The sequence below is a fragment of the Streptomyces sp. NPDC044106 genome (assembly GCF_056433985.1).
Genome location: NZ_JBWKFZ010000005.1, coordinates 54,897 through 69,945 on the forward strand (window position 1 = coordinate 54,897; position 15,049 = coordinate 69,945).

9 protein-coding genes are annotated in these 15,049 nt (G+C 70.1%); 7 read left to right on the forward strand and 2 right to left on the reverse strand.

Annotation, left to right across the window (positions count from 1 at the left end; genetic code table 11):
• Positions 1-98 precede the first annotated feature (98 nt).
• Positions 99-1,604: a M1 family metallopeptidase gene (locus AC07DI_RS10005; RefSeq protein WP_478903518.1), complete on the forward strand. Its 1,506-nt coding sequence runs from the start codon at positions 99-101 to the stop codon at positions 1,602-1,604.
• A gap of 196 nt (positions 1,605-1,800) precedes the next feature.
• Positions 1,801-3,291 carry a GTPase HflX gene (hflX, locus tag AC07DI_RS10010; RefSeq protein WP_384260845.1) on the forward strand — a complete coding sequence of 497 codons (1,491 nt, stop codon included), beginning with the start codon at positions 1,801-1,803 and terminating at the stop codon, positions 3,289-3,291.
• Between the two features lie 95 nt (positions 3,292-3,386).
• On the opposite strand, the gene AC07DI_RS10015 is transcribed toward hflX, so the two are convergent.
• Entirely contained in the window at positions 3,387-4,598 is a 1,212-nt protein-coding gene (locus tag AC07DI_RS10015; protein ID WP_478903522.1) for a trypsin-like serine peptidase, read from the reverse strand.
• Positions 4,599-4,791: 193 nt separating this feature from the next.
• Positions 4,792-6,024, reverse strand: coding sequence for a trypsin-like serine peptidase (locus AC07DI_RS10020; protein WP_478903524.1), 1,233 nt, complete (start codon positions 6,022-6,024; stop codon positions 4,792-4,794).
• A 561-nt stretch (positions 6,025-6,585) separates the two neighbouring features.
• Here AC07DI_RS10020 and AC07DI_RS10025 point away from each other — a divergent pair.
• The 5 genes from AC07DI_RS10025 to AC07DI_RS10045 all read left to right on the forward strand — a co-directional run bounded on the left by AC07DI_RS10025 (position 6,586) and on the right by AC07DI_RS10045 (position 14,961).
• Positions 6,586-8,085, forward strand: a complete 1,500-nt coding sequence (locus AC07DI_RS10025; RefSeq protein WP_478903526.1) for a diaminobutyrate--2-oxoglutarate transaminase family protein — start codon at positions 6,586-6,588, stop codon at positions 8,083-8,085.
• Positions 8,086-8,185: 100 nt separating this feature from the next.
• A complete protein-coding gene (locus tag AC07DI_RS10030; protein ID WP_478903527.1) occupies positions 8,186-10,273 on the forward strand; it encodes an IucA/IucC family protein in 2,088 nt (695 codons plus the stop codon).
• A 36-nt stretch (positions 10,274-10,309) separates the two neighbouring features.
• Positions 10,310-11,023 (forward strand): GNAT family N-acetyltransferase, encoded by a 714-nt coding sequence (locus AC07DI_RS10035; protein ID WP_478903529.1) that lies wholly within the window; start codon positions 10,310-10,312, stop codon positions 11,021-11,023.
• A gap of 58 nt (positions 11,024-11,081) precedes the next feature.
• A complete protein-coding gene (locus AC07DI_RS10040) occupies positions 11,082-12,950 on the forward strand; it encodes an IucA/IucC family protein (RefSeq protein WP_478903531.1) in 1,869 nt (622 codons plus the stop codon).
• A gap of 40 nt (positions 12,951-12,990) precedes the next feature.
• Positions 12,991-14,961, forward strand: a complete 1,971-nt coding sequence (locus tag AC07DI_RS10045) for an ATP-dependent DNA helicase (protein WP_478903532.1) — start codon at positions 12,991-12,993, stop codon at positions 14,959-14,961.
• Positions 14,962-15,049: the final 88 nt, after the last annotated feature.

Here is a 15,049-nt window from a genome sequence, read left to right on the forward strand (position 1 = left end):
TGACTCCGCTCGGCCAAGTCACGCCCGACGGCGACTCGTTCGGGTGGCCCGGCGCGCGTCGTCACGTGCGGGAGGGCACACGCTGATAGCGGTAGTTCATGCTGCTCACCCCTCGGACCGCGGCCTCCCGGCCGAAGGCCCTCCGCACCCCCCGCATCGCCGCCGCACTGATCGCGGCGACCGCCTCCGCCGCCCTCATCGCGGCGAGCGCACCGTCACCGGTCGCCCCGCTCGGCATCGGCGACCCGCTCTTCCCGCACCTGGGCAACCCCGGGTACGACGTGATGTCGTACGACATCGCCTTCACCTACGGAGGTGACAACAGCAAGCCGCTGAACGCCGTCACCAAGATCGACGCACAGGCGACCGCCCTCCTGGAGCACGTGAATCTCGACTTCGCGCACGGCACGGTGCGTTCCGTCGAGGTGAACGGCGAGCGCGCACGCTTCGAAAGCAGCGGCGAGGACCTGGTCGTCACGCCGACCGCGCCGGTCGGGCCCGGCGACCGGCTGCGGATCACCGTCCGGCACACCAGCGATCCCATGCCCACGAAGAACGGCGGGGGCGGCTGGCTGCGCACCGGTGACGGACTCGCCATGGCCAACCAGGCGGACGCCGCCCACCTGGTCTTTCCGTGCAACGACCACCCCGCGGACAAGGCCGAGTTCACCTTCCGGATCACCGCACCCCAGGGGCTGACCGCCGTCGCCAACGGCCTCCCGGAGTCCGAGAGCCGACACGGCGCCGCAGCCACCACCAGGGTGTACCGCACCCACCACCCGATGGCGACCGAACTGGCCCAGGTGTCGATCGGCCGTTCCACCGTGGTGCGCCGAGAAGGGCCGAACGGCCTCCCGGTACGCGATGTGGTGCCCACCAAGGACCGCAAGGTCCTGGAGCCCTGGCTGAAGAAGACACCCGGCCAGATCGACTGGATGGAGAAGAAGGTCGGCCGTTACCCCTTCGAGGTCTACGGCGTCCTGATCGCGCACGCGCAGACCGGCTTCGAGCTGGAGACGCAGACGCTCTCTCTCTTCGAGAGAGAGATCTTCACCCGCCCCGAGATCCCCGCGTGGTACGTCGAGGCGATCATGGTGCACGAGCTCGCTCACCAGTGGTTCGGTGACAGCGTCAGCCCCCGTAGCTGGTCGGACCTCTGGCTCAACGAAGGCCATGCCACCTGGTACGAGGCCCTCTTCGCGCAGGAGAAGGCGAAGAAGCCCCTGGCGGACCGGATGCGGGCCGCCTACACCCAGTCGGACATCTGGCGTGCGGCCGGCGGGCCGCCGGCCAGGCCGAAGGCGCCGGCGCCCGGAAAGAAGATCAGCATCTTCCGTCCCGTCGTCTACGACGGCAGCGCGCTGGTGCTCTACGCCCTGCGCCAGGAGATCGGAAAGGCCGCCTTCGAGCGCGTGGAGCGGCAATGGGTCCGCCTCCACCGCGACGGCAACGTCGCCACCGCCGACTTCGTGCGGCTCGCCTCCCTGACCGCCGGGCGTGACCTGGGCGGCTTCTTCGACGCCTGGCTGTACGGGAAGAAGACGCCGCCGATGCCCGGGCATCCGGACTGGAAGTCCACGAAACCCGGGAAGACTGCGAAATAATCCGGGTGACGAGACGGACCGTGCCGTGCAACCATCTTCAGGTCGGCGGCGCGGTCCGTCCGGGATTTCCCCTCGGGGACTTCTCAGGGCCGGATCCGGCCGGTGCCGGGAATCTCCGGACCAGCCCGGGCGTTGTCGACAGTGACGGATCCCGCATCCGCCGCACATTCCATCGACGTATCGACGTTAGGACCCAATGACCTCCTCTTCTTCCCCTTCCCAGGACGCACAGAGCTTCGCGCAGAACTACCCCGAAGGTCTTCGGGCCGATGCCCTGATGGAAGAGGACGTCGCCTGGAGCCACGAGATCGACGGAGACCGGGACGGCGACCAGTTCGACCGCTCCGAGCGCGCGGCCCTGCGCCGCGTCGCGGGCCTCTCCACCGAGCTCGAGGACGTCACCGAAGTCGAGTACCGACAGCTCCGCCTGGAGCGTGTGGTGCTCGTCGGCGTGTGGACTTCGGGAACGGTCCAGGATGCGGAGAACTCCCTCGCCGAGCTGGCGGCTCTCGCCGAGACGGCGGGCGCGCTCGTGCTCGACGGCCTCGTCCAGCGCCGCGACAAGCCCGACCCGGCGACGTACATCGGCTCCGGCAAGGCCATGGAGCTGCGCGACATCGTGCTCGAAACGGGTGCGGACACGGTCGTCTGCGACGGTGAGCTGAGCCCGGGGCAGCTGATCCACCTCGAAGACGTCGTCAAGGTCAAGGTGGTCGACAGGACCGCCCTGATCCTCGACATCTTCGCCCAGCACGCCAAGTCCCGAGAGGGCAAGGCGCAGGTAGCCCTGGCGCAGATGCAGTACATGCTGCCGAGGCTCCGTGGCTGGGGCCAGTCGCTCTCCCGCCAGATGGGTGGCGGCGGCGGTGGCGGCATGGCCACCCGCGGTCCCGGTGAGACCAAGATCGAGACGGACCGGCGACGGATCCGCGAGAAGATGGCGAAGATGCGCCGGGAGATCGCGGAGATGAAGACGGGCCGCGACATCAAGCGGCAGGAGCGCCGGCGCAACAAGGTGCCTTCGGTCGCGATCGCCGGGTACACGAACGCGGGCAAGTCCTCGCTCCTCAACCGCCTCACGGGCGCGGGCGTCCTGGTGGAGAACGCGCTGTTCGCCACCCTCGACCCGACCGTGCGCCGGGCCGAGACGCCGAGCGGCCGGGTCTACACCCTGGCCGACACCGTCGGGTTCGTCCGGCACCTGCCGCATCACCTCGTCGAGGCGTTCCGCTCCACGATGGAAGAGGTCGGCGACTCCGACCTGATCCTGCATGTGGTGGACGGCTCGCACCCGGTGCCGGAGGAGCAGCTCGCCGCCGTGCGCGAGGTGATCCGCGATGTGGGCGCCACCGATGTGCCCGAGATCGTGGTGATCAACAAGGCGGACGCGGCGGACCCGCTGGTCCTCCAGCGCCTCCTGCGCAACGAGAAGCACGCGATCGCGGTCTCCGCGCGAAGCGGTGCCGGGATCGACGAGCTGCTGAGGCTCATCGACACGGAACTGCCGCGCCCCGAGGTCGAGATCGAGGCCCTCGTTCCGTACACGCACGGCCAGCTCGTCTCGCGGGCACACGCCGAGGGCGAGGTGCTCTCCGAGGAGCACACCGCCGAGGGCACCCTGCTCAAGGCGCAGGTGCACGAGGAGCTCGCGGCGGAACTCGCTCCGTACGTGCCGGCCAGGCACTGAGCCCGGAAGCCTCACCCGTAGTTCACTCAGCACACGGCGAAGGCCCGCCCCTCTTGCAGGGGCGGGCCTTCGCCGTGTCATCCGGGGCTCGGCGGCTACTGCGAGCCGTACTTCTTGCTCATCATGTCGTAGACCTGCTGGGCACCCCGGCCCAGCTGGGGTCCGGCCAGCCAGGTGTTCTCGGCCGGGCCGATCGAGGTGTTCGACACGAGCTTCGTCTTGCCGCCCACCACGCGGAACCAGCCACCGCCGGAGGAGCCACCGGTCATGGTGCAGCCGATGCGGTACATCGTCGGCAGGGACGGCGACAGCGAGAGGCGACCCGGCTTGTCGACGCACCGGTGCATGATCAGGCCGTCGTACGGCGGGGCGGCGGGGTAGCCCCACGCGCCCATCGAGCTCACGCTCCGCGTGGACGGGGCCGAGAAGTCGACGTCGAGCGCGTTGCCGACGGTCTCCTCCAGGGACTTGCCGCCCTGCTCCGGCTTCACGTGCAGGACGGCGTAGTCGTAGGTCGCCCCCGAGCCGCCCGTCGGACCGCCGCCGTTGATCCACTCGTTGGAGGTCGAGACCCAGTCCGCCCAGTACTGGCCGTAGGGAGCGATCTCCTGCGGGGCCGCGTTGCGCAGGGCGGCCTCGGACTTGCCCAGGTCGTTGTAGGACGGCACGAACGCGATGTTGCGGTACCAGCCGCCGTCCTTGCCGGCGTGCACGCAGTGGCCCGCGGTCCAGACGAGGTTGGACTTGCCCGGGTTGCGCGGGTCCTTCACGACGGTCCCGGAGCAGACCATCGACCCCTTGGGGGCGTCGAAGAAGATCTTGCCGACGGGGGCGGCGTTCTCGTGGTACGGCGTCTTCTCGGGCTTGGCCTGGACCGGCGCCGGCTCCGGGTCGGTCGCGCCCTGGTCGGCGGCGGCGTCCTTCGCGGCGATCGTCTTGTTCGGGTCCTTGGCCTTCTTCATCCGCTCGGGCTTCCAGAGCCCCTCGATGACCGGGTTGGCGAAGTCCTTGGCCTCGCGCAGCCAATCCTCCTTCTTCCAGCGCTTCCAGGCGCCGTCCTTCCAGTCGTCCAGGTCGATGCCCCGCTCCTTGAGCTTGTCGGCGAGGGCGCCGGGCAGCTTGGAGTCGGAACCGGAGCCGGCGCCGTCGGAACCCTGGGACGTGGTGCCGTCCGGCTTGTCGCTCGCCTTGTCGTCGCTCGGGCCACAGGCCGTGGCGGTGAGCGCCAAGGTCGCCGCGAGCCCGGTGGCGGCGAGTGCGACCCGCCGGCCGCGGCTGCGCGCGAACGGCGCACGAGTGGAACGCATGGTGCTGCTACCCCCGTTGGAACGTGTAAGTGCCATATTTGCCATGTACTTGTCATGCGTCGACGCGGAGAACTGTGCAGGCCCCCGCGTCGAAGCGACACCCAACTATGCCTGTGCGCTCGGGGACGAACGGCGGCGGGGTGGTGAAGGTTTCCCGCACCCCGCCGCCGTAGCGCCTACCGAGCCGACGTCTTTACTGCCCGGCGAACTTCTTGCTGACCGCGTTGTAGATGCCCTTGGCCTCCTTGCCGAAGCGCGGACCGGCCAGCCACCCGGCCGTCACGGGGCCGATGGAGGTGTTCGAGACCAGGGCGGGCTTGCCGTCCTGCCCCTGGGCGACCCAGCCACCACCGGACGAACCGCCGGTCATGGTGCAGCCGATGCGGTACATCGTCGGGTCCGGCTTGCTCATCGAGAGCCGGCCCGGCTTGTCCGCGCACTGGAACAGCTTCTGCCCGTCGAAGGGCGGAGCGGCCGGGTAGCCGGTCGCCGTCATGCTCTTGAGCTGCGGCACGGCCGGGGCGTTGAAGTCCACCGGAAGCGCCGAACCGACGGTCTCCTCGAGCGACTTGCCCTCGCTGCCCTTCTCGGGCTTCACATGCATGACCGCGAAGTCGTACGGCGCGCCCTTGCCGCCCGTCGGACCGCCCTGCTCGATCCACTGGTCGGAGGTCTGTGCCCAGTCGCCCCACCAGACGCCGTACGGAGCGACCTCTTCCTTGGGGGCGTTCCGCAGCTCCGCGGCCGACTTACCGCTGTCGTTGTACGACGGGACGAAGACCATGTTGCGGTACCAGCCGCCGTTCTTGCCGTCGTGCACGCAGTGGCCGGCGGTCCACACCATGTTGGACTTGCCGGGGTGGGCCGGGTCCTTCACCACGGTCGCGGAGCAGACCATCGAACCCTTGGGGCTGTCGAAGAACAGCTTGCCGGAGGCCGGGGCCTGGTCGTGGTACGGCGTCTTCACGGCCGCGGCCTCGACGGGCTCGGGGGTCGGGTCGGTGATGCCCTGGTCACCGGAGATGTCGTTGTCGTCGACGCTCCGGTCGGGGTTCTTGTCCGCGTCCCGCATCCGGTCCGGGTCCCACAGGTCCTCGATGATCGGGTTGACGAAGTCGCCCGCCTCGCGCAGCCAGTCGTCCTTGTTCCAGTTCTTCCAGGCGCCGTTCTTCCACTTGTCCAGGTCGAACCCGTGCTCCTTGAGCTTGTCCTTGAGGCCGTCCGGGATCTTGAAGTTGTCGTCGCCGTTGCTGTCGCCGGCCTGCGACGAGGACGAGTCGCCGCCGGCGTTGTCCTCGTTGGGCCCACAGGCCGTGGCGGTCAGCGCCAGCACGGCTCCGAGCGCGACGACGGCTGCCACGGGGGACGTTCTGGTGCGCGCGCTCCTCCTACTGCGAACGGTGAAGGACGGACGTATGGGTCGCATGGTGAGAATCCCCCTGGGCCTCGAAATCGTTCCAAAGTGCTGGACATCCGGGTGCGGAACACCCGTTGCCACTGGTGCGGCACCCCTTCGCTGGATTTGCTCCGATTTGCTCGGGGGAGCGGTGCGCCTGTCGCTGATGAACGGCCCCCACACTATGCCGGTGCCGTTGGGGACGGCCGACGGAAGGGCAACGGTTCCGTCACGGCAAGGATCTTCCATTGACCCGTGATTCCGCGCGTTCCTCGTCGTTGGTACCTACGGGGGAGTCGCCGCCTGCGTTCATACCCCTGCCCAACTCGCCCGCGCTACCGCCCACATGGAGCTCTCCGGAGCCGCACCGGACGGACGCGCTCGTCCACAGCGGGAGGACCCACAGTCGTGGCCGTGACCGAGCCTGCGCCCGCGGCAGTGTCCGCAGAACGTTCCGTGACGCAGCCCGCCCCTCACCCCGCACCGCAGCCCCGTGGACAATCGGCACCGGAGCCCGGACCGACGACCCCGCCGGGGACGGAGCGGGAGGCCGCGACCAACCGTGCGACGCACCACCCGGCGGATCCCGCGGTGTGCTCCACCGCCCATGAGGGGATCCTGCGCCGCCAATCGGCACGTGAATCCGCGGCACGCACCTATGCGCGAGCCCTGCCGATCGTGCCGGTCCGGGCCCGCGGCCTGACGATCGAAGGCGCCGACGGGAGTCGCTACCTCGACTGCCTCTCGGGAGCGGGAACCCTGGCCCTCGGCCACAATCACCCCGTGGTGCTTGAGGCGATCAGGAAGGTCCTCGACTCCGGGGCGCCGCTGCACGTCCTCGATCTGGCGACGCCCGTCAAGGACGCCTTCACCACCGAGCTGTTCCAGACCTTGCCGCACGGCCTGGCGGACCGCGCACGCATCCAGTTCTGCGGCCCCGCGGGCACGGACGCGGTGGAGGCAGCGCTGAAACTGGTCCGGACGGCCACCGGCCGCGACGGCATGCTCGCCTTCACCGGCGCCTACCACGGGATGACGGCCGGGGCGCTCGAAGTGTCCGGCGGCGCACGGGACGTACGCGTCGCGCGCCTGCCCTACCCGCAGGACTACCGCTGCCCCTTCGGCGTCGGCGGCGAGCGCGGCGCGGAACTGTCCGCCCGATGGGCCCAAAACCTCCTCGACGACACCAAGTCGGGCGTACCGACACCGGCCGGCATGATCCTCGAACCGGTGCAGGGCGAGGGCGGGGTCCTCCCGGCACCCGACGCCTGGCTCCGCAGGATGCGGGAGATCACCGCCGCGCGCGGCATCCCGCTCATCGCGGACGAGGTCCAGACGGGCGTCGGCCGCACCGGCGCCTTCTGGGCTGTCGAGCACAGCGGCGTCGTCCCGGACGTGATGGTGCTCTCGAAAGCGATCGGCGGCAGCCTCCCCCTGGCCGTCGTGGTCTACCGCGACGACCTCGACGTCTGGCCGCCCGGCGCGCACGCGGGCACTTTCCGCGGCAACCAACTCGCCATGGCCGCGGGCGCGGCGACCCTCGCCTACGTCCGTGAGAACGGCCTCGCCGAACGCGCCGCCACCCTCGGCGCCCGCATGCTCGCCCAACTGCGCTCCCTGGCCGCCGATCACCCCTGCATCGGCGAGGTCCGCGGCCGAGGCCTGATGATCGGAGTGGAACTGGTGGATCCGGGTTCGGAGACGGAGCAGGTCTCGGGGGTGGAGCAGATCGCGAGGGGGGAACGGGCCTCGGCGAAGTCGGGCCTGGTCCCGCCACCACAGCCCTCCCCTCTTTGCGAGTCCGTGGAGGCCCTGCCTGCCGGCGCCTCCACGGGAACCGCGCCCGACCGGCCCGGCACGTCCTCGGCCGAACTCCATGCCACCACCCCACCCCACCCACCGGCACCCGGACTCGCCGCGGCAGTCCAGCGCGAATGCCTGCACCGGGGTCTGATCGTCGAACTCGGCGGCCGCCACTCCAGCGTCGTACGGCTCCTCCCTCCACTGACCATCACCGACGAACAGGCCGCCGCGATCCTCGACCGCCTGGCCGACGCTCTGACGACCGCAGCGCGTACCCACCACGGATGACCAAGACGGACCCCGGCCGCTCCCTGCGGACACGCATCGCCGAGCGCGCACCGGACCTGTCGCACACGGAGCCCCGGACAATCTCGCAAGGAAGCCCCTCTTGAATGCCACCCCCGCATCCGAAGGCCGCCCCCACCCCCACGCCCCAGACGCGTGCGGCGCGCACACCTCACTGGTGGCGGAGTCCGGTACGGTCCCCCGGCAGAAGGGTGGCGGCCAGGAAGCCGAGCGCCTGCGCGGCACCTCCACCGACCTGCTCGAACACCCAGACCCGTACACCGCAGCCCAAGTGGCGGCCGTCGAGAACCTCCTGCGCTGCTGGGTCAGGGAGAACAACCTCCCCGCGCCGGAACGCGGAGTCCTGCGCATCCCTCTCCCGGCCAGTGGAACGGCCCTGCTCGTCCCCGTCCACTACTGGTCGGCCACCGGATGGCACCGCTTCAGCCTCCCCTACCTGGAGGACGGCCCGGCGAGCGCCCCTCCCGTGGACGCCGTCACCGTCGCCGCCCTGCTCAGCCGGGAGACGGCCCGCCGAGCCACGGGGCCGTCGCCTAGCGACCCCGCTGACCTTGGCGGCGGCCCCGGTGGCCTTGGCGGCAGCCCCGGTGGCGCGGCTGAAGCGGTTGATCCGGTTGAAGCGGTTGATCCGGTTGATCAGAGCGAGCCCGCTGATGCGGCTGATGTGACTGAGTCGACTGAGGCGGCTGAGTCGGGTGAGCAGGCTGAATCAGCGGACGGCGCGGACCTGGTAGGCCGCGTCGCCGACTCGGTCCGGCGCACGGCCGAGTTCATCGCCGACCGCCGCGACCGACCCGACGACGAGCCCGACCTCTTCCTCGCCGCCGAGCAGTCCCTGCTCCTCGGGCATCCCCTCCACCCCACCCCCAAAAGCCGCGAAGGCCTATCCGACACCGAATCACGCCTGTACTCACCGGAGTTGCGCGGCGCGTTCGCACTGCACTGGCTGGCCGTCGACCGCTCCGTACTCGCCTCCGACTCGGCCTGGACCGAGCGCGGCCGCACCGTCCCCGCCGACCGGCTCACCGCCCGCCTCGCGGGCCCGGACCTGCCGCTTCCGGACGGTCGTGTCGCCCTGCCCGTGCACCCATGGCAGATCCGCGAGCTCCGGCACCGCCCCGCCGCTGCCGACTTGCTGGACGCCGGGCTCCTCCAGGACCTCGGCCCTCACGGCATCCCCTGGCACCCCACCTCCTCCGTACGGACCGTCTACCGCTCCGGCGCGGCCGCCATGCTGAAGCTCTCGCTCGGCCTGCGCATCACCAACTCCCGTCGTGAAAACCTCCGTAAGGAACTGCACCGCGGCGTCGAGGTCCACCGGCTGCTGCGCAGCGGCCTCGCCGAGGAGTGGCAGTCGGCCCACCCCTGCTTCGACGTGGTCCGCGACCCCGCCTGGCTCGCCGTCACCGGGTCCGACGGCGCGCCCGTCCCCGGGCTCGACGTCATGATCCGGCACAACCCCTTCGGGCCCGGCGACGACGTCACCTGCATCGCCGGCCTCGTCTCACCCCGGCCTTCAGCGCTGCCCGCCTGCCGGGAACGCCGCGCCATGCATTCCCGGCTCGGCGAGACGGTCACCCGACTCGCCGGACGAACAGGGCGCCCCCGAGGTGCTGTCGCCGCCGAGTGGTTCCTGCGCTACCTCGAAGCCGTAGTACGACCCGTGCTCTGGCTGGACAGCGAGGCGGGCGTCGCCCTGGAAGCGCACCAGCAGAACACTCTGCTCGTGCTCGACTCCGAGGGCTGGCCCGTGGGCGGCCGATACCGCGACAACCAGGGCTACTACTTCCGGGAATCCCGGCGCACCGAACTCGAACGACGGCTTCCCGGCATCGGCCACGACAGCGACACCTTCGTCTCCGACGAGGTGACGGACGAGCGGTTCGCCTACTACCTCGGCATCAACAACGTCCTCGGACTCATCGGTGCCCTCGGCGCCGAACGGCTCGCGGACGAACGGCTGCTGCTGGCCGCCTTCCGCCGCTTCCTCGGCGATGTCGCTTCGGGACCCGACCGGCTCCGCACCCCGTTGCCCGCGGTGCTGCTCGACTCGCCGCTGCTGCGGTGCAAGGCCAATCTGCTGACCCGGTTGCACGGCCTCGACGAGCTCGTCGGACCGGTCGACACCCAATCCGTCTACGTCACCATCTCCAACCCCCTCCATTCCTGAGGAACATGACCCGCCTCTTCTGACAGGAGTGACGCCGTGACTCCCACCGATGCGAGCACCGACGCCGGGACCGAGCCCGCCGCTGCCGGCGCCGACTGCGCAGACACCCTCGACCTGCGCCTGACCGACGAGCTCGTCGCCCTGCTGGCCGACAGCGACGGGCGAGCTGCTGCGGCGGACGATCTACTGGACGGCGTCGGAGGCTGGGGGCCCGTCACCACTACCGTCGGCGTCTTCCAACTCGTACCTGTGCGTCTCGAACGCGACCTCCCGCTCATTACCCGCTGGATGAATGACCCGGCCGTAGCTGCCTTCTGGGAACTGGCGGGACCCGAAGGCGTCACAGGGGCCCATCTGCGCTCCCAGCTCGACGGAGACGGACGCAGCGTTCCTTGCCTGGGCGTGCTGGAGGGCATGCCGATGAGCTACTGGGAGATCTACCGCGCGGATCTGGACCCCCTGGCCCGCCACTACCCCTCGCGCCCCCACGACACCGGGATTCACCTCTTGGTCGGCAGTGTCACCGGCCGCGGCCGCGGCCTGGGCACCGCGTTGCTGCGAGCCGTCGCCGACTTGGTACTCGACCACCGTCCCGCATGCGCACGCGTCGTAGCAGAACCCGACCTGCGCAACACCCCCTCCGTCTCCGCATTCCTGAGCGCTGGCTTCCGCTTCTCCGCCGAAGTGGATCTGCCCGGCAAGCGAGCGGCTCTCATGGTCCGTGACCGGGCCCTGCGTGCCGTGCTGTGACCCCATCACTCCTAGTACACCGCTCGACCCGATCCGGTTCCCTCACTGAGGAGTCCCCGTGCCGAATCCGCCCGCAGGCCAGATGCCCCACCCCGCCGCCGAGCTCCACGGCCCACCCGAGCTGAACCGGGAGAGATGGCGGGAGGCCGGGCGCCGCCTGCTGGCCAAGATGATCGGAGAGTTCGCGTATGAGGAGATCATCCAGCCCATACCGGCAGCGGAGGAGGCAGAGGGCACCTACCGGCTCCGACTCGAACCGGCCGAGCGGGACGGGACCGCCGCCCCGATCGCAGGAGACGGCGTCTGCCTCACCTTCCGCGCCCGCCGAGGCTCGTACGGCAGCTGGTACGTGGACCCGGCCGGCCTGACCCTCGCCGAGGGCGACGGATCCACCGCCCCCTTCGACGACCCCGTGCGGTTCCTCGTCCTGGCCCGGCGGACCCTCGGTCTCGACGGCGCCACACTCGGCCACCTCATCCGCGAGCTCACCGTCACGCTCAGCGCCGACACCCGGATCGACCACACGGCGCTGAGCGCCGCCCAGCTCGCCGACCTCGGCTACGCGGAACTCGAAGGGCACCAGACCGGTCACCCCTGGATCGTCCTCAACAAGGGACGCATCGGCTTCTCCGCGGGCGACACCGCCCGGTGGGCCCCCGAAGCCCGCCACCCCACGGCACTGCCCTGGATTGCCGTCCGCACCAGCCTCGCCGTATACCGAGGCGTCGCGGGACTGGACACCGCCCAGCAGCTCTACACCCGCGAACTCGCCGCCGCCACCCGCGAATCCTTCGCGAACTTACTCCGCGCGCGCGGCCTTGATCCGCGTGACTATCTCTACCTCCCCGTGCACCCCTGGCAGTGGGACGAGATCGTGCTGCCGCTCTTCGCTCCGTCCGTTGCCACGGATGCCATCGTTCCGCTCTGCAGCGACGGCGACCTTCGCCTCCCTCAGCAGTCCATCCGTACGTTCCTCAACGTCTCCCGCCCGGACCGGCACACCGTCAAGCTCCCCTTGTCGGTCCTCAACACCCTTGTGTGGCGCGGACTGCCGACCGAACGCACGGTCGCCGCTCCCGCCGTCACGGCATGGATGCACGCGCTGCGCGACGCAGACCCCTTCCTACGGGACGAATGCGGAGTGATCCTGCTCGGCGAAGTCGCCTCGGTGACCGTCGAGCACCCCGTCTACGATCAGCTACCGGAAGTCCCCTACCAGTACAGGGAGTTGCTCGGCGCGATCTGGCGCGAGCCGGTCAGCAGGTATCTGGCGCCCGATGAACGCGCCCGCACCCTCGCCTCGCTCACGCACACCGATCCCGTCGGCCGGGCCTTCGTCGCGGAACTCGTGGAACGCTCGGGGCTGGCCCCCACGGTATGGCTGCGCCGGCTCTTCGGCGCCCTGCTGCCGCCCCTGCTGCACTTCCTGTACCGCTACGGCACAGTGTTCTCCCCTCACGGGGAGAACACGATCGTGGTCTTCGACAACAAGGACGTGCCTGTCCGGCTCGCGGTGAAGGACTTCGTGGACGACGTCAATGTGAGCGCCGTGCCGCTGCCCGAGCAGGACTCGATGCCGGACGCCGTACGCGACGTACTCCTCACCGAGCCCTCCGGCTTCCTCACGCAGTTCATCCACTCGGGTCTCTTCGTGGGCGTCTTCCGCTACCTCGCGCCGTTGTGCGAGGAGCAACTGGATGTCGCGGAGGACGATTTCTGGGCGCTGGCACGTGCCGAGATTCTGCGGTACCAGGCACACGCTCCGGAGCTGAAGGAGCGGTACGAGATGTTCGACCTGCTCACACCCCGTATCGAGCGGCTCTGTCTCAACCGGAACCGCCTCCACCTCGACGGTTACCGCGACCGCTCCGAGCGGCCGCACGCCGCCGTGCACGGGACCGTGGCGAATCCCCTCCACCAGCCGTGATCTCCGGAATGTCAGTGGGGCACCGTAGGGTGGTCGCGCTATGACGAAGCCCTCCCTCCCCGAGCTCCTGCACGCCGCCGTCACCGCTGTCGGCGGCACGGAACGCCCTGGCCAGGTGTCCATGGCCGAGACCGTCGCCGAGGCGATCGACGACGGCTCCCACTTGCTGGTCCAGGCCGGCACCGGCACGGGCAAATCCCTCGGCTATCTCGTGCCGGCCCTCGCCCACGGAGAGCGTGTGGTGATCGCGACGGCCACCCTCGCCCTGCAGCGCCAGCTCGTGGAGCGGGACCTGCCGCGCACGGTGGACGCTCTGCATCCGCTGCTGCGCCGCCGCCCCCAGTTCGCCATGCTCAAGGGCCGCTCGAACTACCTGTGTCTGCACCGGCTCCACGAAGGCATGCCGCAGGACGAGGAGGAGGGACTCTTCGACCAGTTCGAGGCGGCGGCCCCCACCAGCAAGCTGGGCCAGGACCTCCTGCGGATGCGGGACTGGGCGGACGAGACCGAGACGGGCGACCGTGACGACCTCACCCCGGGTGTCTCGGATCGTGCCTGGTCCCAGGTGTCCGTCTCCTCCAGGGAGTGCCTGGGCGCTTCGAAGTGTGCCTACGGCGCGGAGTGCTTCGCCGAGGCGGCCCGCGAGCGCGCCAAGCTCTCCGACGTCGTCGTCACCAATCACGCGCTGCTCGCCATCGACGCCATCGAGGGCGCACCCGTCCTGCCCCAGCACGAGGTGCTGATCGTGGACGAGGCGCATGAGCTGGTCTCCCGTGTCACCGGCGTGGCCACGGGTGAACTCACCCCGGGGCAGGTGAACCGTGCGGTGCGCCGTGTGGCCAAGCTCGTCAACGAAAAGGCCGCGGATCAGCTCCAGACCGCGTCGGAGGGGTTCGAGCGGCTGATGGAGCTGGCTCTGCCTGGCCGCCTCGAGGAGATCCCCGAGGATCTCGGATACGCGCTGATGGCCCTGCGTGACGCCGCCCGCACGGTCATCACGGCGCTCGGCTCGACCCGTGACAAGTCGGTGCAGGACGAGGACGCGGTCCGCAAGCAGGCACTCGCATCCGTGGAGTCGATCCACGACGTGGCGGAGCGCATCACGAACGGTTCCGAGTACGACGTCGTCTGGTACGAGCGCCACGAGCGCTTCGGAGCCTCCCTGCGCGTGGCCCCCATGTCCGTGTCGGGGCTCCTCAGGGAGAAGCTCTTCGCCGACCGTTCGGTGGTCCTCACCTCCGCGACGCTGAAGCTCGGCGGCGACTTCAACGGGGTGGGCGCATCGCTCGGCCTGGCCCCGGAGGGCACCGTGTCCGAGGACGCGCCCGTCTGGAAGGGCCTCGACGTCGGCTCGCCTTTCGACTACGGCAAACAGGGCATTCTGTACGTCGCCAAGCATCTGGCGCGGCCGGGGCGCGAGGGCACCCGCAGTGACATGCTCGATGAGCTGGCCGAGCTGATTGAGGCGGCCGGTGGCCGTACGCTCGGCCTGTTCTCCTCCATGCGTGCTGCCCAGGGGGCGGCGGAGGAGCTGCGGGAGCGCCTGGACGTGCCCATCCTGCTGCAGGGCGAGGAGACCCTGGGCGAGCTGATCAAGGGCTTCGCGGCGGACCCGAAGACGTGTCTCTTCGGGACGCTCTCGCTCTGGCAAGGCGTGGATGTGCCGGGCGCCAGCTGCCAGCTGGTGATCATGGACAAGATCCCGTTCCCGCGCCCCGACGATCCGCTGATGAGCGCCCGCCAGAAGGCGGTGGACGAGGCCGGGGGCAATGGCTTCATGGCGGTCGCTGCGACGCACGCGGCCCTCCTGATGGCGCAGGGTGCGGGACGTCTCGTCCGCGCGTCCGGGGACCGTGGCGTGGTCGCCGTCCTGGACCCCCGCCTCGCGACCGCGCGCTACGGCAGCTACCTGCGGGCCTCGCTGCCTGATTTCTGGTACACGACGGACCGCAATCAGGCGCGCCGTTCCCTGGCCGCGATCGACGCCGCCGCGAAGGCCGAAGAGGGTTAGGTCAGGGCTAGGCCTCTCAGGCGCTGCCTCAGGGCGCTGGCCAAGGAGGTGGCAGCGGGGGCGGCAGGTGGAGAGCGCGGGGCCACAC

Bases quoted from the DNA above. Each gene is read 5' to 3' on its own strand.
- hflX (WP_384260845.1), top strand. From the start codon at position 1,801: ATGACCTCCTCTTCTTCCCCTTCCCAGGACGCACAGAGCTTCGCGCAG.
- AC07DI_RS10015 (WP_478903522.1), bottom strand. From the start codon at position 4,598: ATGCGTTCCACTCGTGCGCCGTTCGCGCGCAGCCGCGGCCGGCGGGTC.
- AC07DI_RS10020 (WP_478903524.1), bottom strand. From the start codon at position 6,024: ATGCGACCCATACGTCCGTCCTTCACCGTTCGCAGTAGGAGGAGCGCG.
- AC07DI_RS10005 (WP_478903518.1), top strand. From the start codon at position 99: ATGCTGCTCACCCCTCGGACCGCGGCCTCCCGGCCGAAGGCCCTCCGC.
- AC07DI_RS10045 (WP_478903532.1), top strand. From the start codon at position 12,991: ATGACGAAGCCCTCCCTCCCCGAGCTCCTGCACGCCGCCGTCACCGCT.